The 24341-nt window shown below is 68.9% G+C and carries 32 protein-coding genes and 1 pseudogene; 14 read left to right on the top strand and 19 right to left on the bottom strand.

Features of this window, described 5'->3' with window-relative positions; all coding sequences use genetic code 11:
* Nucleotides 1-576, bottom strand: coding sequence for a DinB family protein (locus tag Acor_RS14735; RefSeq protein WP_246238651.1), 576 nt, complete (start codon nt 574-576; stop codon nt 1-3).
* A 100-nt stretch (nt 577-676) separates the two neighbouring features.
* Between Acor_RS14735 and Acor_RS14730 the strand changes: the two genes are divergently transcribed.
* Nucleotides 677-1666, top strand: coding sequence for a helix-turn-helix transcriptional regulator (locus tag Acor_RS14730; protein ID WP_155337196.1), 990 nt, complete (start codon nt 677-679; stop codon nt 1664-1666).
* Here the strand turns inward: Acor_RS14730 and Acor_RS42200 are convergent, their stop codons facing one another.
* The gene (locus tag Acor_RS42200; protein ID WP_170316937.1) at nt 1667-2278 is read right to left on the bottom strand and encodes a hypothetical protein; all 612 of its coding nucleotides are present in this window, start codon (nt 2276-2278) and stop codon (nt 1667-1669) included.
* A gap of 137 nt (nt 2279-2415) precedes the next feature.
* Here Acor_RS42200 and Acor_RS42195 point away from each other — a divergent pair, with 137 nt between their 5' ends.
* Both Acor_RS42195 and Acor_RS14715 read left to right on the top strand, forming a co-directional pair.
* Nucleotides 2416-2940, top strand: a complete 525-nt coding sequence (locus tag Acor_RS42195; protein ID WP_170316936.1) for an ATP-binding protein — start codon at nt 2416-2418, stop codon at nt 2938-2940.
* Nucleotides 2941-3088: 148 nt separating this feature from the next.
* The gene (locus Acor_RS14715) at nt 3089-4342 is read left to right on the top strand and encodes an FG-GAP repeat protein (RefSeq protein ID WP_155337193.1); all 1254 of its coding nucleotides are present in this window, start codon (nt 3089-3091) and stop codon (nt 4340-4342) included.
* Nucleotides 4343-4366: 24 nt separating this feature from the next.
* Here Acor_RS14715 and Acor_RS14710 read toward each other — a convergent pair whose 3' ends face one another.
* Entirely contained in the window at nt 4367-5551 is a 1185-nt protein-coding gene (locus tag Acor_RS14710; protein WP_155337192.1) for an erythromycin esterase family protein, read from the bottom strand.
* A gap of 162 nt (nt 5552-5713) precedes the next feature.
* On the opposite strand from Acor_RS14710, the gene Acor_RS14705 reads away from it, so the two are divergent.
* A complete protein-coding gene (locus Acor_RS14705; RefSeq protein WP_155337191.1) occupies nt 5714-6256 on the top strand; it encodes a dihydrofolate reductase family protein in 543 nt (180 codons plus the stop codon).
* A gap of 138 nt (nt 6257-6394) precedes the next feature.
* Here Acor_RS14705 and Acor_RS14700 read toward each other — a convergent pair whose 3' ends face one another.
* The 3 genes from Acor_RS14700 to Acor_RS14690 are packed head-to-tail and all read right to left on the bottom strand — an operon-like array spanning nt 6395 to nt 8054.
* Nucleotides 6395-7138 (bottom strand): SDR family oxidoreductase, encoded by a 744-nt coding sequence (locus Acor_RS14700; RefSeq protein ID WP_155337190.1) that lies wholly within the window; start codon nt 7136-7138, stop codon nt 6395-6397.
* A gap of 57 nt (nt 7139-7195) precedes the next feature.
* On the bottom strand, nt 7196-7627 hold the full coding sequence (locus Acor_RS14695; RefSeq protein WP_155337189.1) for a nuclear transport factor 2 family protein: 432 nt from the start codon (nt 7625-7627) through the stop codon (nt 7196-7198).
* 22 nt (nt 7628-7649) lie between these two features.
* Complete coding sequence (locus Acor_RS14690) at nt 7650-8054, bottom strand: cupin domain-containing protein (RefSeq protein WP_155337188.1); 405 nt, start codon at nt 8052-8054, stop codon at nt 7650-7652.
* A 288-nt stretch (nt 8055-8342) separates the two neighbouring features.
* Between Acor_RS14690 and Acor_RS14685 the strand changes: the two genes are divergently transcribed.
* From Acor_RS14685 to Acor_RS14675, 4 genes and pseudogenes are all read left to right on the top strand, one after another.
* Nucleotides 8343-9242, top strand: a complete 900-nt coding sequence (locus Acor_RS14685) for an RNA polymerase sigma-70 factor (protein ID WP_246238650.1) — start codon at nt 8343-8345, stop codon at nt 9240-9242.
* Nucleotides 9243-9454: 212 nt separating this feature from the next.
* Nucleotides 9455-9610, top strand: a pseudogene (locus Acor_RS46260) (histidine kinase dimerization/phospho-acceptor domain-containing protein); the annotation flags it as partial.
* Nucleotides 9611-9669: 59 nt separating this feature from the next.
* Nucleotides 9670-9855 carry an ATP-binding protein gene (locus Acor_RS46255; protein ID WP_422664807.1) on the top strand — a complete coding sequence of 62 codons (186 nt, stop codon included), beginning with the start codon at nt 9670-9672 and terminating at the stop codon, nt 9853-9855.
* A 20-nt stretch (nt 9856-9875) separates the two neighbouring features.
* On the top strand, nt 9876-10700 hold the full coding sequence (locus tag Acor_RS14675) for a sensor histidine kinase (RefSeq protein ID WP_155337186.1): 825 nt from the start codon (nt 9876-9878) through the stop codon (nt 10698-10700).
* A 7-nt stretch (nt 10701-10707) separates the two neighbouring features.
* Here the strand turns inward: Acor_RS14675 and Acor_RS43205 are convergent, their stop codons facing one another.
* Nucleotides 10708-12330: a fibronectin type III domain-containing protein gene (locus tag Acor_RS43205; RefSeq protein WP_246238649.1), complete on the bottom strand. Its 1623-nt coding sequence runs from the start codon at nt 12328-12330 to the stop codon at nt 10708-10710.
* 281 nt (nt 12331-12611) lie between these two features.
* On the opposite strand from Acor_RS43205, the gene Acor_RS14660 reads away from it, so the two are divergent.
* Complete coding sequence (locus Acor_RS14660) at nt 12612-13175, top strand: GNAT family N-acetyltransferase (protein WP_155337185.1); 564 nt, start codon at nt 12612-12614, stop codon at nt 13173-13175.
* A gap of 7 nt (nt 13176-13182) precedes the next feature.
* Here the strand turns inward: Acor_RS14660 and Acor_RS14655 are convergent, their stop codons facing one another.
* The 8 genes from Acor_RS14655 to Acor_RS14625 form a co-directional block, all read right to left on the bottom strand.
* Nucleotides 13183-13944 (bottom strand): ABC transporter permease, encoded by a 762-nt coding sequence (locus tag Acor_RS14655; protein ID WP_155337184.1) that lies wholly within the window; start codon nt 13942-13944, stop codon nt 13183-13185.
* On the bottom strand, nt 13941-14750 hold the full coding sequence (locus Acor_RS14650) for an ABC transporter ATP-binding protein (RefSeq protein ID WP_155337183.1): 810 nt from the start codon (nt 14748-14750) through the stop codon (nt 13941-13943). Before Acor_RS14650 ends, Acor_RS14655 begins: the two co-directional genes overlap by 4 nt.
* A 121-nt stretch (nt 14751-14871) precedes the next feature.
* On the bottom strand, nt 14872-15294 hold the full coding sequence (locus tag Acor_RS14645) for an SHOCT-like domain-containing protein (protein ID WP_155337182.1): 423 nt from the start codon (nt 15292-15294) through the stop codon (nt 14872-14874).
* An 11-nt stretch (nt 15295-15305) separates the two neighbouring features.
* The gene (locus Acor_RS14640; protein WP_170316933.1) at nt 15306-15566 is read right to left on the bottom strand and encodes a hypothetical protein; all 261 of its coding nucleotides are present in this window, start codon (nt 15564-15566) and stop codon (nt 15306-15308) included.
* Nucleotides 15563-15940: a DUF2089 domain-containing protein gene (locus Acor_RS14635; protein WP_218034283.1), complete on the bottom strand. Its 378-nt coding sequence runs from the start codon at nt 15938-15940 to the stop codon at nt 15563-15565. The genes Acor_RS14640 and Acor_RS14635 overlap by 4 nt, the downstream gene beginning before the upstream one ends.
* 55 nt (nt 15941-15995) lie before the next feature.
* A complete protein-coding gene (locus Acor_RS43200; RefSeq protein WP_218034282.1) occupies nt 15996-16274 on the bottom strand; it encodes a hypothetical protein in 279 nt (92 codons plus the stop codon).
* 192 nt (nt 16275-16466) lie between these two features.
* A complete protein-coding gene (locus Acor_RS45425; RefSeq protein ID WP_281353221.1) occupies nt 16467-16595 on the bottom strand; it encodes a hypothetical protein in 129 nt (42 codons plus the stop codon).
* 139 nt (nt 16596-16734) lie between these two features.
* A complete protein-coding gene (locus Acor_RS14625) occupies nt 16735-18009 on the bottom strand; it encodes a dioxygenase family protein (protein WP_218034281.1) in 1275 nt (424 codons plus the stop codon).
* 102 nt (nt 18010-18111) lie between these two features.
* On the opposite strand from Acor_RS14625, the gene Acor_RS14620 reads away from it, so the two are divergent.
* From Acor_RS14620 to Acor_RS14605, 4 genes are all read left to right on the top strand, one after another.
* On the top strand, nt 18112-18564 hold the full coding sequence (locus tag Acor_RS14620; protein WP_155337180.1) for a carboxymuconolactone decarboxylase family protein: 453 nt from the start codon (nt 18112-18114) through the stop codon (nt 18562-18564).
* Between the two features lie 29 nt (nt 18565-18593).
* Nucleotides 18594-18884: a hypothetical protein gene (locus tag Acor_RS14615; RefSeq protein WP_155337179.1), complete on the top strand. Its 291-nt coding sequence runs from the start codon at nt 18594-18596 to the stop codon at nt 18882-18884.
* Nucleotides 18885-18977: 93 nt separating this feature from the next.
* A complete protein-coding gene (locus Acor_RS14610) occupies nt 18978-19424 on the top strand; it encodes a nitroreductase family deazaflavin-dependent oxidoreductase (RefSeq protein ID WP_246238648.1) in 447 nt (148 codons plus the stop codon).
* Nucleotides 19425-19683: 259 nt separating this feature from the next.
* Nucleotides 19684-20463, top strand: coding sequence for a methyltransferase domain-containing protein (locus tag Acor_RS14605; protein WP_155337178.1), 780 nt, complete (start codon nt 19684-19686; stop codon nt 20461-20463).
* A gap of 187 nt (nt 20464-20650) precedes the next feature.
* On the opposite strand, the gene Acor_RS14600 is transcribed toward Acor_RS14605, so the two are convergent.
* The 4 genes from Acor_RS14600 to Acor_RS14585 all read right to left on the bottom strand — a co-directional run bounded on the left by Acor_RS14600 (nt 20651) and on the right by Acor_RS14585 (nt 23583).
* On the bottom strand, nt 20651-21625 hold the full coding sequence (locus Acor_RS14600; protein ID WP_170316932.1) for a methyltransferase: 975 nt from the start codon (nt 21623-21625) through the stop codon (nt 20651-20653).
* 406 nt (nt 21626-22031) lie between these two features.
* On the bottom strand, nt 22032-22382 hold the full coding sequence (locus Acor_RS14595; protein WP_155337176.1) for a DUF3703 domain-containing protein: 351 nt from the start codon (nt 22380-22382) through the stop codon (nt 22032-22034).
* Entirely contained in the window at nt 22379-23176 is a 798-nt protein-coding gene (locus Acor_RS14590; protein WP_155337175.1) for a cation efflux transmembrane domain-containing protein, read from the bottom strand. The genes Acor_RS14595 and Acor_RS14590 overlap by 4 nt, the downstream gene beginning before the upstream one ends.
* Nucleotides 23173-23583 (bottom strand): ArsR/SmtB family transcription factor, encoded by a 411-nt coding sequence (locus Acor_RS14585; RefSeq protein WP_155337174.1) that lies wholly within the window; start codon nt 23581-23583, stop codon nt 23173-23175. The genes Acor_RS14590 and Acor_RS14585 overlap by 4 nt, the downstream gene beginning before the upstream one ends.
* A 192-nt stretch (nt 23584-23775) precedes the next feature.
* Here Acor_RS14585 and Acor_RS14580 point away from each other — a divergent pair, with 192 nt between their 5' ends.
* The gene (locus Acor_RS14580; protein ID WP_155337173.1) at nt 23776-24228 is read left to right on the top strand and encodes a VOC family protein; all 453 of its coding nucleotides are present in this window, start codon (nt 23776-23778) and stop codon (nt 24226-24228) included.
* The last annotated feature ends 113 nt before the right edge of the window (nt 24229-24341 follow it).

The following is a 24341-nucleotide window of genomic DNA, read 5'->3' as shown; positions in this document are numbered from 1 at the left end:
TCAGGTCGCTGTCTGCCCGTCGAGGGACTCGCGCAGGATGTCGGCGTGCCCGGCGTGCTGCGCCGTCTCAGCGACGACGTGCATCAGCACCTGGCGCACGCTGCGGACCGCTCCCGGCTCGTGCCAGGGCGCCTCCGGCAGCGGGTGCGTCGCCGACAGGTCGGGGACGGCGGTGACGAGCTCCTCGGTGCGGGCGGCGACCCGCTCGTAACGCGTGAGGATCCCGGCCATCGTCTCACCGGGCAGCATCCGGAAGTCGTTCTGGCGGTCGATCGCCCACTGCGGCACCTCGCGTGCGGTGCCGCCCATGAAATCGGCCCAGGTGACGCCGTCTGGCAGGTCGAGGCGCATGGCCGAAGAACCGTCGACCACGAAGCGCAGCCACGCCTCCTCCGTGGACGCGGCGTGCTTGATCAGCCCGCCCAGGCACAGCGCGCTGACCGTCGGGCGCTCGCCGAGTTGCTCGTCGCTGAGCCCGCGGACGGTGTTGGTCAGGGTGGATCGCGCGGCCGCGAGCGCGGCGAGCAGGTCGCCCCGCTCGGCGTCGAGGGTCGCGGAAGTCGTGGTGACGGTCACGGCGTTAGAACCTTTCGGGTTGTCGTCATTGCCTGGTACGCCACACACTCGCAGGAGAAGAGGACAGGATGTGGCCGCTTCTCCGGGCAAAATGGGGAGCATGCCGAAGACTTCCGCGCGACTGCTGGCGTTGCTCTCGCTGCTCCAGGCCCGCCGGGACTGGCCGGGGGCGCTGCTGGCCGAACGGCTGGACATCAGCCCGCGCACCGTGCGCCGTGACGTCGACCGCCTGCGCGAACTCGGCTATCCCATCGTGGCCTTCAAGGGCCCGGACGGCGGCTATCGGCTCGACGCCGGCACGGAGTTGCCCCCGCTGCTGTTCGACGACGAGCAGGCCGTCGCCCTGGCCATCGCACTCCAAGTCGCCACCACCACCGGGGTCGGCATCGAGGAGGCCGCGGCTCGCGCGCTGAACACCGTCCGGCAGGTCATGCCCGCCCGGCTGCGCCGCCGCATCGACACCTTCCAGGTCACCGCCGTCGAGCGGAGCGCCACCTGGCCGGACCCCCAGGTCGGCAGCGGCGTGCTGATGGCACTCGGCGCCGCCGTCCACGCCCGCGAGGTGCTGCGCTTCGACTACACCCCCGCCATCCCGGACGACAACGGCGCGCAGACCCCGCCCCGCCGGGCGCAACCCCATCACCTCGTCACCTGGAGCGGGCGCTGGTACCTCGTCGCCTGGGACCTCGACCGCGAGGACTGGCGCACCTTCCGCGCCGACCGGATCACCCCGCGCACCCCCACCGGCCCCCGCTTCACCCCGCGCGAACTACCCGGAGGCGACGTGGCCGCCTTCGTGGCCGGCAGGTTCCGGGGCGTGGACGACTCCGGCCACTGGCCCTGCCGGGGCGAGGTGATCATCGGCCTGCCCGCCGCCGTCGTGTCCCGCTACACCCGCGACGGAGTCGTCGAGGAACTCGGCCAGAACCGCTGCCGGCTCATCCTGAGCTCGTGGTCCTGGCACGGCCTGGCCGCGAGCGTCGGCAAGTTCGACGCCGACATCGAGGTCGTCGGCCCGGCCGAGCTCAAGGACGCCTGCGCACAACTGGCCCGCCGCTACGCCAAAGCCGCGACCGGACACGATTCGTAGCTAATGATCTCGGTCGATATCGCGATATGTGGATGTGGATGAGGCTGAGCGGTCGCGCGACCTGCCCGAGGCGATGCGCGCAGGGGTCCGGGCGCGGATCTCCCGGCTGGCGCGCGCCACCGGATCCGAGGCGCGCAGATGGACTCCGCCCACGCTGATCGCGATGCTCGCGGCCGGCGCCTTCGCGCCGTTGCTGGTCAGCGGCGTGGGTGCGGCGGCGATGGCGGCGGCGGGCGTGGCGGCGCTCGCGTCGGTCGGCGGCAACGTGCTCACCGACGTGATCCGTGCCGTTTTTTCACGCGCATGAGTCCCTCCGACGAGCCGGGCGCCGGCGAGGCCGACCTTGAGGAGCGGATCCGGGACATCCTGGAGGAGGGCGGCGAACGAGGAGAACGGCTCCGTACCGAACTGGCCGGAGTGCTCGCCGAGATCGGGGCCGTGGGGGCCGCCGTCCAGGCAGCTGTCGAAGCGGGCGGGCGTGACCTGCAGACCGCCCTCGCCACGGGGCTGGAGGAACTGGGCACGAGGTTCGGCGAATTCGGATTCGTGCTCGCCGACCTGAGGGCCGAACTGCGCTCGATCCAGGCGGGGATGGACGAGCAGGGCGCCCACCTCCTGCGCGTGATCGCGGATCTTGAGATTTCGGTCGGACTGCAGTACCGGCAGGCCGCCGACAGCAGGCTTCTGCTGGATCAGGTCGCCGCACTCCGCGACCGCGGGACTCCGCCCGCCGGAAGCGCCGGCTCCCGGTGGACGGGCGGGTCGCCGTACGGGGACTCGTGCCGTTCGGGCAGGCGGACGCCGAGGTGTTCTACGGGCGGGAGTTCGTCACCGCCAGGCTCGTGGCCACGCTGGCGCAACGTCAGGGCGAGCCGGGGCCGCTGGTCGTCACCGGCGCGTCCGGGGTGGGCAAGTCGTCGTTGCCGCGGGCGGGGCTGATCCCGGCGATCGGGCGGGGCGAGCTGTCACCGGCCGCCCGTGACTGGCCGCGCGTGCTGATCGAACAGCCCGCCGCCGATCCGATGCCGCGCCTGGCCACCCGGCTGGCCGGTCTCGCCGGGCTTCCGGCTCCGGGCGTGCTCGCGGCGCTCCGTGAGCGCCCCTCGCAGGCGCACCTTCTGATGCGGCAGGCGGTCGAGGCCGACGCGCACTGGCGCGGCTTGGCCGACGATCCCGGCGGCCGGTTGCTCCTGATCATCGACCAGTTCGAGATGATCTTCCAGCAGCGCCTGGACGAGCAGTCGGCGTTCATCGCCGCGCTGCTCGGCCGATGAGTAACCCTGTTCCGGGGCCGTCCGCGGGGACCTTGCGGGACCGCCAAACTTTTCAGCGCGCATTGGCGTCATATCCGGCATCGACATCAACGACGCACCCACCCTGGTCACGACGCGACGCCGTCGCCGGTTCCGGCCGTTGCCGGTCGTGGCGGTCGCCATCGGCCTTGCCCTTGTCGCGCTGTTCCTGCTGCGCGACCCCGCCGTCCCGGTCCCGGTTGCTCAACCCGCCGCTGAACCGAGGCCGGTCGGTCTGAACTCGGCGGATTCGTCCGCCGTCGGCTGCGATGGCCGCAACGTGCTGGCCGGGGACGCGCGGTCGCTCTGGCTGATCGGTGTACGGCGGGCCCGGATTGTCACCCCCGCCAGGCCCATTGCCCTCATGGTCGCCAACCTCGATGAGGACAGGTGCCCGGACGTCATAGCCGGTCTCGCCGACGCCACCGTAATGATCATTTGGGGCACGAAACACGGGCAAGCTCAGACCAGAATCCTGCGCCCGCCACCCGGCCGCGGTGCCAGTGACTTCGGCCGCTCGCTGTCGGCGTACCGCAACATCCTCGCCGTCGGCGCGCCCAACGACGACGACCCCGGCGCGCCCGCCTCCGGCGCGGTCTACCTGTACGCTTTCGCCGGCCGCGAGCCCGCCGACTTCCAGCGCATCAGCCAGAACACCCCGGGCGTGGCAGGGAACAGCGAGTCGGGCGACCATTTCGGCTGGTCGCTGGCCGCCGGTCGGTCCCCGGAGCGCCCTGGTGCCGTCCTCGCGGTCGGCGTCCCCGACGAGAACACCGACGGCGCCGAAGCCGAGAACGGCGTCGGCGTCAAGTCCGCGGGCGCGATGGTCCTGCTCATCAACCCGCTGGCCGACGCCCGGCGCAGCCGCAAGTACACCTACGCCCAGGGCGCCGTGCCGGGCGCCCGGTACGGCTACGCCCTCGCGGCCGGCAACCTCGACGAGGACAGCTACCTCCTGGTGGGCGCCCCCGGCGCGGACGCCGTCGACGTCATCAAAACCGACGGACACCGCCCCCTGGAAGTACAGAACACGCTGTTCCCCCCTAAACCGGGCGTTGGTTTCGGCACCGCCGTCGCCATATCCGACGGACGGGCAATCGTCGGAATGCCACAAGCCGAAGACGGACGCGGAGCCATCAGCGTCGGCGGGACGAACCCGAAAACCCCGGCCACCCTGCTCACCGCCCCGGACGGCCGCCCCGGCGACCGCTTCGGCACCACCGTCACGATCACCGCCAACCTCAAGATCACCGTCGGGGCCCCCGGCGCCGCCGCCGTCACCTTGTACGACCTGGACACACTGGCACCCCTCAACCAGCTGACCACACCACCGGACACCGCCGGATTCGGCGGCATTCTGGGCCACCACGCGCCGCCCTGGTGACGGTTGAAGGTTCTACCCGCGGGCTCAGATTTCCTTGATGAAGACGAGGGCGTCGATCTGGCCGATGGTGGCCGGGTCGATGGAGAAGTACGTGTGGTCGGCCGGGACGCGGGGTGCCGGCTTCCGGTCGAGGGTCGTGGCGAGGAGGCCGGGATCGATGACGGCGCGGGTGTCGGGGAGGGTCGACAGGAGTCCTTCGAGGGTGTCGGGAGGAGGGACATCGGGGCCGCGGGTGCCGAAGGTGGTGGCGGCGAAGGCGTACTGGTCGCCGAGGCGGGTGGCGATGATGGCGCCGGCGCTCCACCACTGGAGTGGCAGGTCGGCCAGACGCAGGTGGCTCTTGTCGCGCTGCAGGTGGCGGTTGTGGGCGAAGGCGAGGGTGGGGCCGCGGCGGGACTCGCGGGTGACGACGGCGTCGAGGTTGTCGGCCATCATCGCGTCGCGCAGGCACATGAGCGCGTCGACGCGGGTGGGCGCGGGGTCGGCCAGGCCGGCGTGGTAGCGCAGGAGCGCGGCCGCGGTGCGGGCGTGCAGGTCGGCGCGCCACCAGTCGTCGGGGGAGGTGGCGGCCGTCAGGTGGGGGGAGTGCGCGGTGAGCAGCACGCGCAGGTCGTCGGCGATCAGGCGCAGTTCGCCGGCCTCGGGGGTGCGGCCGACGGACTGGGCGGGATCCATGAGGGCGGCCGGGTTGGTCCAGCGCTCGTCGGGGCCGAGCAGCTCGTCGAGGGTCTCGCGGTTCCAGGCCAGGTCGAGGTGGGCGGCGAGGTAGTCGTGCAGCGCGGTCAGGGCCGGGCGTGGGCCGGCGGCGCCGGTGATCTCCAGGGGGCCGTCGCAGCCGTAGAAGCGGAGCCGCTCGTACGGGGGACGCTGCTCGTTGCAGGCGCGCATCCAGCGCAGGAGTTCGTGGTTGGCGGGTGAGGCGCCGAAACCGTGGCTGAAGCCGCGGCTCATCACCTCGTCGAGGGTGCCGATGCCGTCGGTGACGTACGCGTCGGCGGTCAAGGCCATCAGGCAGTCGCTCTCGATGGCGATCGAGCGGTAGCCCTCGTGTTCGACGAGGTGGCGGAAGAGCTCGTTGCGCAGTTCGAGGAAGGCTTCGACGCCGTGGGTGGGCTCGCCGAGGCCGAGCAGGCGGGTGGCGGGGGACAGGAGCGCGGTGAGGGCGCCGCCGGTGAACTGACGGGCGGCGTCCCGGATCGAGGACGTCATGGGTTCGACTTTATCGTTGAACCTTCTGTTTAAACTTTGGCGGTATTTTCGGCTGCCTATGAGGCCGTACCTTCAAAATGCGGTTTCATTGAGCTGGCACGGTAGCACGCATGTTCGATATTGTGCGTCGGCAGACATCCCGACATCCGAAAGGCGAAAAGGATGAGAAAGCTCATCGAATCGACGTTCGTGACGCTGGACGGAGTCATTGACTCGCCGGAGCAGTGGGGCGCGCCGTACTGGGATGAGGAGCACGCGGCCTACGGTGAGGAGCTCTTCTCCGCCTCGGACGCGCTGCTGCTCGGCCGCGAGACCTACGAGGCGTTCGCCGAGGTGTGGCCGAAAATGGAGAAGACCGAGGGCGACGACGCCGCCCGAATGAACGCCCTCCCGAAATACGTCGCCTCCCGGACCCTGAAGGAGGCGACCTGGAACGCCACGATCATCGAGGGCGACGTCGCCAAGGAGGTCGCCAGGCTGAAGGAAGAGCCCGGCAGGAACATCCTGAAGTACGGAACCGGCGAGCTTGACCACACTCTCCTGGAGCACCGGCTCGTCGACGAATACCATTTCTGGTTATTTCCCGTTATCGCCGGTGGCGGTCGGCGTCTCCTCGACGGGCTCGACACCACCCACCTGAAGCTGGTGGGTACCAGGCCGTTCGCCTCCGGCGTCGTCGTTCTCATCTACGCGCCGAAAGAATAGGCAACGAAACGAGGCCATGCCGTTTCAGCAACGGCATGGCCTCGCGTGTATCGCGGCTTATCGGCTGCTGCCGACCATGACGTCGGTGGCCGACCGGCTGGGCGTGAGGCACTCCTCGCCATCACCAGCTCGTCCCGGTTACCCCCGGCCGACGAACGGCATCCCGGTCGCTGTGATCGTGAGGAACAGCACGTTCGTGTCCAGGGGGAGATTCGCCATGAAGAGCACCGCCTCCGCGACGTGCGCCGGGTCGAAGGTGGGTTCCACGGCCTGGGTGCCGTCCGCCTGGGCGACCCCCAGAGCCATGCCGCCGGTCATCTCGGTGGCCGCGTTGCCGATGTCGATCTGCCCGCAGGCGATTTGATGAGGCCGTCCGTCCAGTGAGATCGACTTGGTCAGGCCCGTCAGCGCGTGCTTGCCGGCCGTGTAGGCCACGCTCGCCGGGCGGGGGGTGTGCGCGGAGATCGAGCCGTTGTTGATGATCCGGCCGCCCTGGGGGCGCTGCTCCTTCATCAGCGCGACCGCGTGGTGCGCGCACAGGAACGTGCCCGTCAGGTTGACGTCCACGGTTCTGCGCCAGTCGGCGAGTGAGATCTCGTCGACGGCTCCCGGAGGGCCGAAGGTGCCCGCGTTGTTGAAGAGCAGGTCCACCCGGCCCCAGCGTTCGCGTACCGCGTGGAAGAGGGCGGCCACCGAGTCCGGGTCGGTGACGTCGGTGGGTGTCACCAGCGCGCCGGGGTGGTCCTGGGCGGTTTCGCGCAGCGCCTCCGCCCGCCGACCGGCGAGCGCGACCCCGTACCCGGCGTTCAGGAGGGCCCTGCTGACCACCCGGCCGATTCCCGAGCCTGCGCCTGTCACCACCGCGATGCCGCCTGCTGTCATCGTTCCTCGATACGCGATGTGGGTTGTCCCTGCACGTGATCAACGTACAGGCTGCGGTCATGGGCGGTGCCAGCGCCGCAGCTTGTCGGGGTTCAGGACGATCCATACGGCGGCGACCTCGGTTCCGGTGACGGTTACGCTGACCACCGCCACGGCTTGGCCCGCCCGGCGCAGGACCAGACCTGTCCGGCCGTTCACGGGCTCGACGGTGGTCGTGGTGTCCGGCTGGCCGGTCGGCAACGCGGTGAGGAACCGGGCGGACGCGTCGGCGCCGCGGGTCGGGCGTACGGCGGCGCGCAGTTTGCCGCCGGTGTCGCTCACGACGGTCGCTTCCGCGGTCAGAACCGCTTTCAGCGCCGCCGTGTCGCCCCTTGCGCACGCCGCGGCGAACCGGCGCGCGACGCGATCATGGCTGGCGGGCGGGAGCCTGGTCATGAGCGGATGCCGGCGTTCGTCGAGCATCTCCGCTGGCGTTCTCACCTCGGTCATGTCCTGCACCCACAATCCGTGCTCAGGACGGGGGAGCGCTGCGGCGCTGGGCGAGCTCCTCGTCGTCGACCAGCGTGAGCATCGGCTGGCCTGGCTCGCACAGCATGGTGACGGTGAACCGGAGCGGGATGTCGTCGCGGTTGTTGCCGTCCTGGTGGTGGATGACGTCGCCGCCCGGCTCCCAGAACACCTCCCCGGCGCGTACGACCCGCTCCGGCTCGCCCTCCAGTTCCAGCAGCATCTCGCCTTCCAGCACGTAGCCGAACGCCGGCCCGGAGTGCCGGTGCGGCGGAGTGCCGGGGTCGCCGGGCGGGTACTCGACGACGATGGTCATCGCGTGCGCGCCCGCCGGGATGAACGGCGGTTCGGCTTCCTGCAGAACGGTCACCGCCGTCTGCCACGCGGTAGATCTCGGCTTGTCGGCCATGGAACGTTCCTTTCGTAAATGGGCGCTATTTTCGGCCGATCCAGTCGCGGTAGCGGATCGTGCCCATCAGCTAAGACAGGAAGGTCTTCGGGCTTGTGACAGCTGCCGCGAAATTCATTTCAGGCCGTGAATGGCATCATCCTAATGATCAAGAGCGCTCGCCCCCGGCTGCGGCTCGCTTGTCGGGTACGCCTGGAAGCCGCCAAAGAAGATCTTCTGGCCGCTGTCCTGGCCTCGCCGCGCAAGGGGTAGGCGGCAGGTAGGGGTCCGAGGATTGGGGCGGCGACAGTGGCGGACAGCGTGCCGGCGGACGAATCCGGCGGGCCGGAAGATCTTGAACGCGCCGCCGAAGTGTTCGTGGATGTACGGCCGCGGCTGTTCGGTATCGCCTACCGGATGCTGGGCAGCGTCACAGAAGCCGAGGATCTGGTGCAGGACGTCTGGCTGCGCTGGCAGAGCTACGACCGCGCCGCGGTGGACAACCCGGCCGCGTTCCTGGCGACGGCGACCACCCGGCTGGCCATCAACGCGAGCCAGTCCGCTCGGGTGCGACGCGAAACCTATATCGGCTCATGGCTGCCCGAACCGGTCGACACGGGCGCGGACCCGTACCTCGGCGCCGAGCGGGGGGAGGCGCTGGAGTTCGCGGTCCTGCTTCTCCTGGAGCGGCTCTCGCCGACCGAACGCGCCGCATACGTGCTGCGGCAGGCCTTCGACTACCCCTACCGGCAGATCGCCGACATCATCCAGGTCACCGAGGCGGCTGTACGGCAACTGGTCAGCAGGGCCCGCAAGCGCGTACTCGCCGAACGTCGCAAGCCGGTGAGCAGGGCAGAGCAGCGCAGGCTGCTGACGGCCTTCGTCGCCGCCGCCCGCTCCGGCGACCTGACCACGCTGGAGGAACTCTTCGCCGGGGACGTGATCAGTTACTCCGACGGCGGCGGCGTCGTGCGCGCCTCTCGTTTCCCCGTGGTCGGCGCGCCGCGCGTGGCCAAGTACGTCAGGGCGTTCGCGAGCCGCTTCTGGACCGGAGTCGACGTGCGGTACGCGAGCACGAATGGGCAGACCGCCGCCCTGCTGAGCCGCGACGGACAGGTGTTCGCGGTCCTCACGGTCGACGCCTCCGCGGCGGGCGTCGGCCAGGTGCTGTGGATGATGAACCCGGCCAAGATCACCGCGGTGTCCTGACGGCGTCGCAGGTAATGGTTCGCGTGGACCTGTCACAGGCCCGCGGGCTGCCCTGTCATAGCTGACGACCGGATGGCAACGCATGCCCCGGCGGCGAAATCCCCCGAAGACGGAAGGAAGTCTGTGTTGTGACTGCACAGCCAACACCCCTGTTCGACCGCGAGGTCCCCCACCCGCCTGCCGACGGCCTCATCGCGAGGCCGATCCAGCTCATGATGCGCGAACTGCAGAAGAAGCAGCGTTTCGCGTCCGACGCCTCCCACGAGCTCCGTACGGCGATCGCCGGGTTGCGCACGGAGCTGGAAGAGGCCCGCCTGCATCCCGATCAGACCGACCTCGGCGACCTGATCGCCAGCGCGCTGCGGGACGTCGAGCGACTGGACGCGATCATCACCGATCTGCGTGTCCTCGCCGGCATGGAGGCCGGCTGGAGGCCGCGCGCCGGCTCGACCACGCCGGCACCGGCCTGGGCCTGGCCATCGCCCGCGAGATCGCCCAGGCCCATATCGGCAGCCTGCGGGCCGGGGAGTCCGAGACCGGCGGCGCGTGCTTCGTGCTGCGGCTTCCGCTGGCCGGGCCGGGACGGCGCCGTCGCGCGGCGATGGACCCGTGAGCGCCAGAAGGGGGATTCTGATGGAACACAGCGCCGACCACGCCGCCCTGTTCGCGGCCATTCCGGGCCCATGCCTGGTCATGTCGCCGGATTTGAACATCGTGGCCGTGAACCAGGCCTACCTCGACGTCTGCGGACGCCGGCGAGAGGACGTACTGGGCCGGCATGTGTCCCATGACCGCACTCAGTTGCTGGGACGGCAACGGCAATTCGCGGCCGACGCCTCACACGAGTTGCGCACGCCGCTCACCGCGCTGCGCGTACAGGTGGAGGCGGCGCAGCGGCACCCGGACGACATCGACCTGCCCGATCTGCTGAAGCACGTGACGGATGACCTCGGCCGGCTCGAGGACATCGTCGACGACTTGCTCCTGCTGGCCACGATCGAGTCCGACCTCGACAGATCGCGGGAAGAAGTGGACCTGACCACCCTGGTCGAGACGGCGGCGGCTCAGTGCGTCCAGACTCATGATGTACGGCTCAGCGTCGAGCCGGCGGTGACCGTGCAAGCCGCCTCCGGGCAGCTCGCCCGCCTGCTCGCCAACCTGCTGGACAACGCCCTGCGGCACGCCGCCCACCGGCTGAAGGTCGACCTGCGCCGCACCGGCGGTCACGCGGAACTGGCCGTGGCCGACGACGGGGAAGGAATCTCCCCCGCCGACCGCGAGCGGATATTCGACCGATTCGTCCGCTTGGACACCGCCCGCAGCCGCGACTGCGGAGGCACCGGCCTGGGCTTGGCCATCGCCCGTGACATCGCCCAGGCCCACCAGGGCACCCTGCACGTCGAGGACGCGGCCGACGGTGGCGCCTGCTTCGTGCTCCGCGTGCCGCTTGTCCGCTGAGCGCCTGTCAGGCGCAGGTGTATCCGGATGGCAGGGCGGTGTTGCCGTTGGGGCGGCTGACCTGGAAGCCGACGCTGGTGGTGCTCGCGCCGGGGGCCAGCGTGCCGTTGTGGCCGACATTTCTGATGGTGACGCTTTGCCCGCTGACCGTGACCGTGCCGTTCCAGGAACCGGTCAGGGTGTGCCCGGCGGGCAGGGTGAGCGTGACCGTCCAGCCGGTGATCGTCGCGGTGCCCGTGTTGGCGATCGTGAGCGGCTGGATGACGTAACCGCTGTTCCACTGGGTCTGGACCGTCGGGGTGGCGGTGCAGGTTCCGGTGGTGCCGCCGGTCTGGGTGGTGATCTGGACGGTGTTGGAGACCGGGGAGAGGTTGCCCGCGGCGTCGCGCGCTCTGACCTGGTAGCGGTAGGTGGTGCCGGCGGTCAGGCCGGTGTCGCTGAAGGAGGTGGCGGTCGCGGTGTCGGCCTGGGTGAAGGCGCCGCCGCTGGCGCCGGGGGCGCGCAGGATGTCGTAGCCGGTGACGCCGGTGTTGTCGCTGGAGGCCGTCCAGGACAGATTCGTGCCCGTGGTGGTGGTGCCCGACGCGGTCAGGGCGCCGGGAGCCGTCGGCGGGGAGGTGTCGCCGCTGGTCGTGGTGGTGAAGGTGACCAGGGTGGAGTTGCCGGACAGGTTGCCCGCACCGTCACGCGCCCGGACGTACAACTGGTACTGGGTGCCGGCGGTCAGTCCGGTGAGCGTGACCGAGTTGGTGGCCGACTGGCCGATCTGCGGGTCCGTGGCGCCCTGCTCGCGGTAGAGGTTGTAGCCCGCCAGGCCGCTGCCGCCCGGGTCGGTCGACGCGCCCCAGGAGATGGTCGCGGCGGAGGCGGTGACGTTGGCGGCCGACGGGGCGCCCGGCGTCGTCGGGGGAGTGGTGTCGGTGGGCGACGGCGACGGGGTGCCGTTGCTCAGGCTGCCGGGCACCGATTGGAGCGCGTTGTACCAGACGGCGGCCATCTTGTTGTAGCCGCCGGCGTTGGGGTGCACGCCGTCCGCGAGGTCTGCGGTGGTGAGCGCGCTGTACATCTCGACCAGGTGCACGCGGCGGCCGGCGCTGGCCCTGGTCTGGACGATGCCGGGGATGGCCGCGTTGAAGGTGCGGACGGCGGCGTCGGCGCCGGACAGGGGGATGATCGTGGCGACGAACAACTCGGTGTTCGGGGCGTTGGTGGTGATGCGGTCGATCAGGGTGGCCAGCCGCGCGGGGGCGCCGCTGGGGTTCTGGAACATGTCGTTGGTGCCGATGTGCAGCAGCATGGTGCGAGGGGTGTAGGTGCGCAGCCAGTTGACGATGTTGGCGTCGATCTGGTCGATCCGCCAGCCGGAGTGCCCCTCGTGGTCGTGGTCGCCGAGGCTGGCCGGGCCGTTGAATCCGGAGCCGACGAAGTCGACGGTGTAGCCGCCGGACACCACGCGCTGCCACAGGTTGATCCGGTAGCCGCCCGGCACGGTGAGCCCGTCGGTGATGGAGTCGCCGAGCGGCATCACCCGTACCCCGCCGTTGGACTCGGCGCTGGCCGAACCGGTGGCGAACACCGCCGCCGCGATCAGCGCCACTCCGGCCGTGAGCCCGCTGAGCAGGCGTGTCATGTTCCCCATGGAAGCCGCGTCCTTTCTCCCCGCGACCGCGGATGACGCATGCGGTCGCAGTACTGAATCCGGAAGACGTCGGCACCATCGGAACAAGGGCCGACCGACCGCGGAATCAGTGTGTGAAGCGCTCCGAATCGTGTCAACGCGACGATGGAAACGATTCGGCGATCGTCGGCAATGAGGCGCTGAGCTGCATCTATGGAATTCGACAGCGTGAAACATTCGGAAGCTCAGGGCGACCTGGCCGATCGATGTCATGGTCACGGTATAGAAGGGGTATGACGTACGAACGGGCTGATCTTCCCCTGGCTGATCTCGTTCTGCGCCCCTGGAGCAGGAACCTGGGCGGATATGACCTGCTGGCCGCGGTGGCCGAGGCGGCCCGCGACCCCCGGCTGGCGCTGTGGAACCCGATCCCGGTGACCGACCCGGCCAGCGCCGGCGAGTGGATCGACACCCTGGCCGCCAGGTGGGACGCGGGCGCCGCCACCCCCTTCGCGGTCATGGACGCGACGACGGGCGGCCTGCTCGGCGCGGTGACCCTGCGCTGGGTCGACCGCCCGGACAACCTGGCCATGCTGGGCTACTGGACCGTCCCGGCCGCCCGCGAGCGCGGCGTCGCGACCAGAGCCGTACGGGCGATCACCGGCTGGGGCTTCGGCGTCGCGGGCGCCCGCCGGATCGAACTCGCCCACGGGGTCGGCAACGAGGCCTCCTGCCGGGTGGCGACCCGCTGCGGCTACCCCGCCGAAGGCACCCTGCGCCGCTCGCACCGCTTCGGCGACGGTGAGTACCACGACGAGCACCTCCATGCCCGCCTCGCCACCGACCCGCCCCTCTGATTCTCGGCTAGGAGATCCTGCGGCGGTAGGTGACCATGGCGAAGGCGTACGCGAGGACGAGGAGGCCGAGACACCAGGCGAGCGCGATCCAGATGTCGGCGCCGACCGTCTGCTGGGCGAACAGGTCGCGGATGGCGTTGACGATGGAGGTCACCGGCTGATGCTCGGCGAAGGCGCGTACCGGGCCGGGCATGCTGTCGGTGGGGACGAAGGCCGAGCTGATGAACGGCAGGAGGATGAGCGGGTAGGAGAACGCGCCCGCGCCGTCCGCGGACTTCGCGGTGAGGCCGGGGATGACGGCGAGCCACGTCAACGCCAGGGTGAACAGGATCAGGATGCCGATGACCGCGAGCCATGCCAGCGGTCCGGCCGATGAGCGGAAGCCCATGAGGAGGGCGACGAGCACGACGACCGCGAGTGAGATCAGATTGGCGACCAGTGAGGTCAGCACGTGTGCCCAGAGCACGGACGAGCGTGCGATCGGCATGGACTGGAATCGCTCGAAGATGCCGCTCCTCATGTCCAGGAAGAGGCGGAACGCGGTGTACGCGATGCCCGAGGCGACCGTGATGAGCAGGATGCCGGGCAGCAGATAGCTCACATACGAATCAGTTCCTGAGTCGATCGCGCCGCCGAGCACGTAGACGAACAGCAGCATGAAGGCGATCGGCATGATCGTGGTCGTGATGATGGTGTCCACGCTGCGCGTGATGTGGCGCAGGGATCGTCCCAGCAGGACGCCGGTGTCGCCGAAGAAATGCTTGGTCATCGAGATTCCTTACGCGTCGTCGCCGGCGTCGCGTCCTTGCCGTCGGCGCCGACGAGCGCGAGGAAGACGTCCTCGAGGGTCGGTTGCTTTTCGACGTATTCGACCTTGGCGGGCGGAAGCAGCTGCTTGAGTTCGGTGAGGGTGCCGTTCACGATGATCCGGCCCTCGTGGAGGATCGCGATCCGGTCGGCGAGTTGTTCGGCCTCGTCCAGGTACTGCGTCGTGAGCAGCACCGTCGTACCCTGGCCGGCGAGTTCCTTGACGGCCTGCCACACCTCGATGCGGCCCTGGGGGTCCAGCCCGCTCGTCGGCTCGTCGAGGAAGATGACCGGCGGATTCCCGATGAGACTCATCGCGATGTCGAGCCGGCGGCGCATGCCACCCGAATACGTCGACACCTTCCGCGCGCCCGCGTCGGTCAGCGAGAAACGATCGAGCAGGTCATCCGCGATGTTGCCCGGAGCCTTGAGGTGCCGTAACCGGGCGACCAGCACGAGGTTCTCCCGCCCGCTGAGGATCTCGTCGACGGCGGCGAACTGCCCGGTGAGACTGAAGGACTCCCGCACGTCCGCAGCCTGGGTGGCGACGTCGAAGCCGTTGACGCTGGCGGTCCCCGCGTCGGCCTTGAGCAGCGTGGACAGGATTTTCACGACCGTGGTCTTGCCCGCTCCGTTGGAGCCGAGCAGGGCGAAGATGCTGCCCCGCGCCACGTCGAAGTCGACGCCGCGCAGCACCCGCAGCTCCTTGTACGATTTCTCCAGGCCCTGCACGTGGATCGCAGGCGCCTGGACCTGATAAAGTGTCACACGGATATCCGTTCATTCTTTCGTCACGATTGTCGCCCGTGACATGTTTGATGACATGGATTAGCCACTCACGGCTGATCCACTCGGGTAGTTCCGCACCCTCCGTCCAACTGGACGGCGTCTACTCGCAGAAGATGCGCACCTTGGCATCGGTCTGGTCGATCTCCACGAGCATCTCGTCGAGGTGCTCCACGAACGCCTCAAGCTGTTCGGGCTTGAGCTGCGTCAGGTCGAACGGCACGCCCGACTTGTTCAGTTCGGCGTTGGCCTTGCCCAGTGCCTGCGGCGGGATCAGGGCCGCCAGCTGTACGCCGGCCCGCAGCAGCTGCAGCGGCACCCGAATGTTGACCCGCCCCATCTCACCGTTCTCCAGGGCCTCCACCACCACTCGCAGGTACTTCGCCTTGCCCCTCGGCCGGGCGGTGAGACCCGACGCCACCGGCGACTGGTCCCGTTCGAGCGCGGCGATGAGCTGCTCCGCCTCCTCCGCGGTGATCTTGCCCTCGGCCAGCATGTCGAGGATGTCCTTGCGCTGCTCATTCATTGGAACCTCTCCTATCGGATAATTACCAGCACAGCCGTACGGTCCTGCTCGATGTCGAACCGGGTGCCGGGCAACGCGGAGATGATGCGCCAACCGGTGCCGAGCGCCCGCACCACATCGACGTGAAACACGACGCAGGCCACGACCACCCCCAGTACGGCCAGGATGACGATCGGTGCGAACACGAGCGCCGCGGGGAGCACCGGAACCCAGATCCGGATGGGACGACGGTCCGGGCGTTTGACCCGCACGGTCACCAACTGCGGCATCACGTCCGGCCATCCAGTTCGGACAATGCCTGCTGTGCGGTGATCTCGCCGCGGCGCAACCGATCGACGACGTCCGCCTGCGACGGCGCCGGATCGGTCTCGACGAAGTCGAGCATCTGCGTGATCCGCTTCAGTCGTGCTTTGATCGTCGGGTAGCTCACCCCGAAGATCCGTTCCATCTCCTTGATGGAGCCGTGGCACCGCACGAACGCCGTGACGAAGACCTGGTCCTCGACGTTGAGCTGAGCCAGTTGCGGTAGCTCGAACTCGCCCTCGATCGCGACGCCGCTGCCTTCCAGACGCACCCGCTCCACGACGAACGGCTGGCCCCGGGTCAGGTTCGTGAGCTCCTGCCAGTCCATCGCCTGCTCTCTCATATCTAAAGTTATACCCGGCGAAACTTCAACTTTCAAGAAGTTGATCTTAACTTTCTTAAACCAGCGCCGATTCAGGGCAGATCACGACGCGGCCGGGAGGCCGGCCCGCGACCGCGGAGTAGGCGTTCCTGCCCTGCTCCAGGGTGAAGGTGCGCGCGATGGGAAGCGGGTGCAAGTCACCCGCCTCGAAATAGGGGGAGAACCGGGAGAGCCGTTCGGCGGACCGGACGCAGTCGAGCTTCCTGCTGTCGGCCCCCAGCATGCGTACTTCATTGTGGTAGAAGTCGATCAGGTCGATTTCGACGGTCCGGGTGCCGACCGCGCTGATGACCACGAGCCTGCCCCGTGATGCCAGCGAGGCGAGGGCTCTCGGCGTGCGATCCGTCGCGGGTGAAACCCACGTCGCCACCTGTTCCCCAGACTTCGGCGCCGATCCAGTCCGGTGGCCCTCGCAGGACCACTCCGGCGAAGTCCCGGCCGGGGACGCGGGGCAGGACCGTGCCTTCCATGGCGCCGGCGACGTTCTTCAGGTCGAAGGATTCACCGAGGCCGCCTTGACCGCGACCAGGCAATCGCCGCCGCCGGGATCGGAAACATCGACGACTTCCAGGACGTTCTCGGGTGGCCCGAAACGAGTGAAACGTAGCGCGCGCATGACGCGCTCCCTTCCGGGAGATGGGGCACCCATCCGCCGTACACTGCGGGTGCGTTCGCGAGCAACCGGAACACATCGAGGTCGCCACGGCGCGCCATGAATTTCCGGAACGGCAGCGGCGCCTGCCGGGACCTCCCGCCTAACCGGCGTTCGGGCTCAGGGTGAAGGTCCAGTCCACGGTCTGGAAGGGCTCCTTGACGACGGTCCCGTCGGGAGCGGTGCCGGGTTCGCGCTGGACGAAGTCCACGACCAGCGAACGTTTGACCGCGAAGACGGCGTCGTGGTTCAGGTAGGGATCGTCGCTGCGGACGAGCATGGTGATCAGAGGCTCGTAGCCCTCCGCGTGCAGCCAGAAGTGGATGTGCTCGGGCCGCATCGGCGAACGGCCGGCGGCGCGGATGATCTCGCCGCCGGGCCCGTCGGTGGGCACCGGATAGTACCGGGGGGCGATCGACCGGTACCAGAACCGGCCCTCCTCGTCGGTGGTCAGCAGCGCTCGCATCGCCAGGTGGCCGTGCAGTCGTTCGGCCTGCTGCACGTCGTAGTGCCCCTCCCCGTCGCTGTGCCAGGTGTCCACCCGCGCTCCGGCGACGGGGTCTCCGGACCGGGTGGCGACCCTGCCGGTGAAGAACAGGGGCATACCCGGGACGCGGCCCGCGGAGATGTCGGCGCCGTTGGGCACGGCCGGCCGGCCTTCCACGTAGAAGGGCCCGAGGAGGGTGCTGTCGGTGGTGCACGGCCCACTGTGGTCGTTGATCAGGTCGACCAGGACGCTTACTCCGAGAATGTCGGAGAGCAGCACGTACTCCTGGCGCGTCGCAGTGGTGATCTTGCCGACGCGTTCCAGGAAGTCCATCGCGGTGAACCATTCCTCGCCGGTGAGCCGCACCTCACGGGTGTAGTCGTGCAGATGCCGGACCAGCGCGACGAACAGTTCCCGGGTACGCGCGTCGCGGCAGCCGTCGAAGGTGCTCTGCACCTCCTCGGTGATCGAGTTCTCGGTCAGGTCGATCGACATGACCTTCCCCCTCCTGTGCTGGCGACCGGTCCCATCACGCAGACGCGAGCGAGACGGTCCTTGTACGAGACTGCCCCCCAATTCGAGACTAGCCCCAGGTCTCGCGGGGTGCCCGGCGGAGAGATCGGCTGTGCAAAGCGACGACAACGTCCGGTCGGCGGCGTCAACCCCGCGCAGAACCCTGCGGATGGCGGTGATCGAGGCGTGGATCTGCGACCTGGCGGTGTCCGGCCGGTCGTGTCCCCACATCGCGTCGATCAGCCGTTCCAAGCTGATGACCCGGCCGGCGTTGAGCAGGAGATAGCCGAGAACCGCCCGGTGACGTGGGGCGATGCCGGTCAGCGGGGTTCCGTCGGCGATCACCTGCATCGGCCCCAGAAGGGTGAAGCGCAGCATCTTTCCCCCCATCGCCGTCGCATCGTGCACGCATCGCGAATCTATCAATACGGGCGTACATCCTCATTTCTGTCAGCAACACCAAAGAGACAGGAAACCACCATGCAGGCTCGGATGAAGAACTGCGCGACGATCATCCCCAGCGCGATGCGGCCCATCCAGGAGCTGATCAAGGCGGCCCAGAGCACCGGCGTCGATGAGGAGCTGCTGGACCTGGTTCACCTGCGGGTGAGCCAGATCAACGGGTGCAGCTTCTGTGTCGACGGCGGCCTGAAGACCTTGAGGAAGCGCGGTTCGAGCGACGAACGGATCGGGCTGGTGAGCGCGTGGCGCGAGACGCCGTACTACACCGACGCCGAGCGTTCCGCGCTGGAGCTGGCCGAGGCCGCCACCCAGCTGGCCGACCGCTCCGACGCGGTGCCCGACGAGGTCTGGGACAACGCCGCGGATCACTTCGACGAGAAGCAGCTCGCCGCGATCATCCTCATGATCGCCGTGACGAACCTCTTCAACCGCCTCAACGCCCCCATCCGCCAGATCGCAGGCAGCTGGTAAGCCCCCACCCCACAACGAGGAGACGTCCCATGCCCGCCGTTCGCTCGCACCGCTACTCCGTCGCCGAGGCCGACCGTGAGGAATTCCTGGCCCGCCGCAGCTCGCTGATCGCCACCGTCAGGAAGACGCACCCGGGGCTCACGGTGGCCCTGCTCGTCCAGCTCGATGACGGCACCTACAGCGACGTCTGGCGCTGGGAGACCGCCGACCAGCTGGGCGCCGCGCTCGCGGCCATCCCCATCTTCCCCGAGGCTCCGCTGACCATGGCGCTCACCAAGGACGCCACGGCCCAGAACGGCCAGATCATCGACGAACGCTGAGTGGTCATCCCATCAGGAATCGAGAAGCGGCTTGAACGAGCCGTACCTAGTGTGACCGGCATGGACATCAAGCCGACTGACTGGAGGTAGCCAGTGGCACAGGACCAGCAGGGTACGCCCGGGGCGCTGTCGCGCTGGATTCAGCGGAAGATGAACGCCCGGATGAACCGCAAGATCCGAGGAGGGCGCGGTGAGTTCATGGGCATGGACGTCCTGATCCTGAACACGGTGGGTCGCCGAAGCGGGCAGCCGCGGGAGACGCCGCTGGCGTGGTTCGCCGACGACGAGGACGCCTGGCTGATCGTCGCGTCGGGCGGCGGGAGCCGGCACCCGGACTGGCACGTCAACCTGGTGACGCATCCCGACCGGGCGTCGATCGAACTGCCCGGCCGGGCTGCCGTCCCGGTGACGCCGTACGTGCTCGACGGGGCCGAGCGTGAGCGAGCCTGGAAGTCCATCACGGCCGCCCAGCCCCGCTATGAGAAGTACCAGCGCAAATCCGACCGGATATACCCGGTGATCCGCCTCACCCCACGGTGACGCATCCGCGCCCGCCGATCATGGAGCGGCTGCGGTCGTTTCGTGCCCGGGTCGCGCTGGTCCGCCGACCCCGGCACGAGTGGACGTCCCGCCCGGCGGAGTTCCGCAAACCGGCCGCCGCGCTGGATCAGGCGAAAGAGGAACTGCACCTGGCGCTGGGCCTTGGGGGAGATCTGGATAGTGAAGCCCGAGCGCCAGGTGCACGAGATCTCGACACCTCTTCCTCGGGAACTGCATCTGCGTTTGGTTGGCTGTGAGCATGATCGACAGCGGCTCTTTGTCTCGTCCTGACCCGATCGCCTATCTCGACCAGGTGGCCGCGAGCGCATCGGGCCGGGTCTATAAGCAGCAGGTGCTGGAACTGCTTGATCTCCAGCCTGGGCAGACCGTGCTCGACATCGGGTGCGGGCCAGGAACTGATCTGGCGGCGATGGCGGCGGCCGTCGGACCGGCCGGCCGGGTCATCGGCGTTGACCGGGATCCGGTGATGATCGCGCAGGCTCGTGCTCGCCTGACTGGACAGCCGTTGATTGAGGTTCGCCCTGGCGATGTGCATGCGCTGCCGTTGGAGGACGGCAGTGTCGATCGAGCTCGCACCGACCGTGTGCTTCAGCATGTGGCGGATCCGGCAAAGGTGCTGGCGGAGTTTCGCCGGGCGGCTCGCCCGGGAGGGCGGATTGTCATGGCCGAACCCGACTGGGAGGGACTGCTGATCGACTCCCCGCAGCTGGCCATGAGCCGAGGGCTGTGCCGGTTCTTGGTCGAGGAGGTGATCCGTAACGCGACCATCGGCCGCAGCCTCGCCCGGCTGTGTATGGAGGCGGGTCTCGTGGTGCGGTCCGTGGTGACGGTGGCACCGGTGTTTCGCGACTTCACCGTGGCCGATCAGGTGTTTGGGCTGCGACGCAATGTGGCTCGGGCCATCGATGCCGGCTATCTCGATCCCAACGCCGCGGGGTGGATCGAGGACCTCGGCTCTCGCCCGTTCCTGGCCTCGGCCTTGTTGTTCTTGGTGGCGGCTGAAATGCCCGCCGATTGATCGCGTGTGCGATGACCTGCCGCCGCAACCGCTCCCGGAAGACTCCCCATTCCTCGTCGGTCAACGCGTAGGCGCGGGCCTGCTCATCCCTTGGGCTGTCGCGCCTTCTCTGGACACGACAAAAGCCCAGACTCACGGCGCGACTTGTGAGACCAGCTCGCGGCGGGCGTAGTGATCCAGGAGTCGGCTATCGATCACGGCTTGCCCGTTCAGGTCGTTGGCCGCAGTCGAAGATGGCCTGTCCGAGTGGGGTGGTGTGAACGTTGGCGAAGTCGAGTCCGGCTTCGGCGGCAATGGCGGTGTAGTCCTCGATGGTGCGTTCGCGGCCGCCGCTGAGTACGAGCATGCGCAGGTTCATTTCGGCGAACATGGCCGGGTGGTCACCGGCGCTGCCGAGTGACTCGATCACGACGACGCGGCTGTGCGGTCCGGCCGCGTCGGCGCACCGGCGCAGGATCAGTACGGCGTCGTCGTCGCCCCAGTCGTGGATCACACCGCTGAGCACGTACGCGTCGGCTCCGGCGGGCAGCGGGTCGAAGAAACTTTGGGCGGCGAACTCGCACCGTGTGTTCAGGCCGCGCTCGGTCAGGTACTGCCGGCCTCGGGCCACTGTGTCCGGGAGATCTACGAGCGTGGCGCGGATGTCCGGGTTGGCGCGCAGGATTTCGGCGAGCAGGGCGCCGGTGCCGCCGCCGACGTCGACCACGTGCCGTGTCCCGGACCAGTCGAATCCGGTGGCCGCGTCGATGACGTACTCCGTCCCGGCGGCCATTGACGCGTCGAATGACGCGCTCATCTGCGGGTTCGTGGCGAGATGGTGCCAGAAGGGGGCGCCGAAGACCGTCTCCCACGCTGGTTGCCCGGTGCGGACTGTGTGCAGCAGGCCGGTGAACGCCAGGTCCATCTGCCCGCCGAAGCCACCCAAGTCGAGCCATGCTCGCATCCCGGCGGGGTGGTCGGACGCCAGCAGCGCGGCAGGCTCGTTGACGGCGAAACTGCCCGGTTCCCGTTCGACGAAGACACCTCGGCAGGTCAAGTGACGCAGCAGCCGGCCCAGGGCGTCCGCGTTGGTGTCAGAGCGGCGGGCGAGTTCCTCGACGGGGACCGCGTCGCCGGCCATCAGGTCGGTCAGCCTCAGCGTGGCCGCGACCCGCACTGCCATTGGCGTGACCAGGTCCGTTACGGGTCCCAGCACCTCCCACGCCGCTCCCCATTCGGATGGCTGGCCGTGGTGATCGGCTTCGCCGGTAGTCACGCCTCGACACCCCCTTCGTACGGGACCGGGCTTGTTTGCCCGAAAGCTACCAGGCGACTGGTCTGCGCTGTCGGCGCGAGCCCGCAGTGACCGGCCCGGCAGGCTTCCAGCGTGCGCGCCGCGGTGTGCCGGGCCCGGATCCGGTCGGCGATCCTCGCGTCCATCCGCTCTATCACGCCCTGCAACCGCCACCGCTCGCTGTCGCATGTCGCGCCTCCCGCATCGTGGGTGGGCCAGAGCCGCGACATCTTCCAACGTCAGCCCGCGCGGGCTCATCCGGGGCGTCGGTGGGCTAGTGAGTGCCCTGGGGAGATCACCTCGCTGTCAGGAGCTCGGCCAGGTCGGGGGGCAGGGGCATGGGCTGGGTGAGGCCGACGCGGGCGCGGCCGGTGTTGCCTTCGGGGTAGCGGCCCAGCGCTGAGCCAGGCGCGGCCACGATGATGCGCACCACCTGGCCGAAGGCTTCACGGCGGTCGCGCTGGGCGATGGCCAGGGCGAACATGGCGAGGTGGTTGCGGGTGTGGGGCCAGGGCCAGGGCTGGGAGATGATGTGTGCTCGCTCCAGATGCCGCCAGCGCGCCGCGGCATCAGAGGTGGCTCGGGCGGCGGTCATCTCGGCGTGGTAGGTGGCCCGCACGGCGGCGGGCATCGGACGGCCGATCATCGGGCGTTCTCCTTCTCTGCGGTGCAGCAGTCGTCCGCGCACCCGGTCGAGGCGCGCAGTGTCCCCATGCGTGCTGTGGGATCTGCGAAGGCGGTGCGGTAGTCGTTCGCGCACCCGGTCGAGGCGCCCAACTCGTCGACGCGGGTGACGGTGGGGCTGGGGATGGTGCAGCAGGTGTCGCCGCGCCAGGCCTCGCGGCCTTCCTTGACCGCGACGGCCGCGATGACCAGGGCGGCGATCGGATCGGCCCACGACCAGCCGAACAAGCTGTTGAGCGTCAGGCCCACGAGAAGGACCGCCGACAGGTAGGTGCACAGCAGCGTCTGCTTGGAGTCGGCCACCGCGGAGGCGGAGCCGAGTTCGCGGCCGGCGCGGCGCTGAGCGGCCGACAGGAACGGCATGACGAGCAGTGACAGGGCGGCCAGGACCAAGCCAGGGGTGGAGTGTTCGGCCGCACCGATACCGGCCAAGGCGCGCGCGGCATCGACGGTGACGTACGCGGCCAGTGCGAAGAACGAGATCGCGATGACGCGCAGCGCGGTCTTCTCGCGCTTCTCGTGGTCGGTGACCGAGAACTGCCAGGCGACCGCGGCAGCCGAGGCGACCTCGACGACGGAGTCCAGGCCGAAGCCGATCAAGGCGGCCGAGGAGGCGATGGTTCCCGCCGTGATGGACACGGCGGCTTCGATCACGTTATAGGTGATGGTCGCAGCCACCAGCAGCCGGACACGGCGGCGCAGGACGGCACGCCGGGCCGACGCGGACCCGAGGCCGGGCAGGTTCAGCGCGTTCATGCGACGGGCTCTCCCTCCATCGGCGCGGTGGCGTGGCGGTCGAGGCGGGCGGGGTCGGAGGCGGGGCAGAGCGTGACGGTGTGACCGGTGGCGGCCAGTAGTTGCTCGGCCGCGCCCAGTAGGTCCAGCAGTTCGGGGCGGGTCAGCGCGTAGAACGACTGGCGGCCCTCGGCGCGGTAGTCGACCAGCCCGCAGTCACGCAGGCATGCCAAGTGCCTGGAGACTGTGGATTGGGCCAGGCCGAGCTGGTCGGTCAGGTCCACCACTCGCGCCTCGCCCCGGGCCAGGCGCTGCACGATCTTCAGCCGGGTTTCATCGGCCAGCGAGTGGAACAGCGCCGCCGCCGGGGGGATGCCGGCGGCGATCTCTGCGTTGACACAGGGACCAGCGTCACTATTAATCGCCATGTGGCGATGATAGCCCGAAACTGTTATGTGTTGGCAAGGGTGTTCAGGCTCGACTCCCGGCCCTCGCCAGGGGTGACGCCGCGCAGCCTGTTTAGGCGGGTCGTCGGATCCGCCCGGTTTCGCGGCGATTCAGGCGTGCGGAGTGAGCCGTTGGGTTGCGACAGAGGTCGTGTAACTAATATAACTGGTTACATGGCATTGAACTGGAAGCTCGTCGTTGACAGCACGAATGCGCCCGCACTCGCGGACTTCTGGGCCGCGGCACTGGGCTATGAGGTGGAAGATCCCAGCGCGCTCATCGAGCAACTGCTGGCCGCCGGTCACATCAACGAAGAAGCGATCGCCGAACACAACGGGCACAAGATCTTTCGCGGCTTCGCCGGTATCCGCCATCCCGAGGATCCGTTCGACGAGACCAGCGGCGTCGGCCGCGGTCGGCGACTGCTCTTCCAGGATGTCCCCGAGGGCAAGACGGGCAAGAACCGCCTGCACATTGATGTCCACGGTGAGCCTGGTGGCCTCGACAAGCTGGTGGCGCGGCTGGAGGACCTGGGCGCGACCCGCGTCCGCGAAGTGAACAAGGGACCTGCCGGACACTGGTGCATCATGCAGGACCCGGAAGGCAACGAGTTCTGCGCCGCGTAGCACCTTTCACGGCGATTCCGTCAACTCCAAAACCCACCACGCCGCCCCTGCGATTTGCGGCGCACCGCGCAGCTCTCGAACGGCTGAACACCTCGGTACCGCACCCCAGTTAC

Origin of the sequence: Acrocarpospora corrugata (genome assembly GCF_009687845.1) — a bacterium.
GTDB lineage: Bacteria > Actinomycetota > Actinomycetes > Streptosporangiales > Streptosporangiaceae > Acrocarpospora > Acrocarpospora corrugata.
Note: the sequence above shows the minus strand (reverse complement) of the source record. Positions and strands in the feature narration are given on the sequence as shown.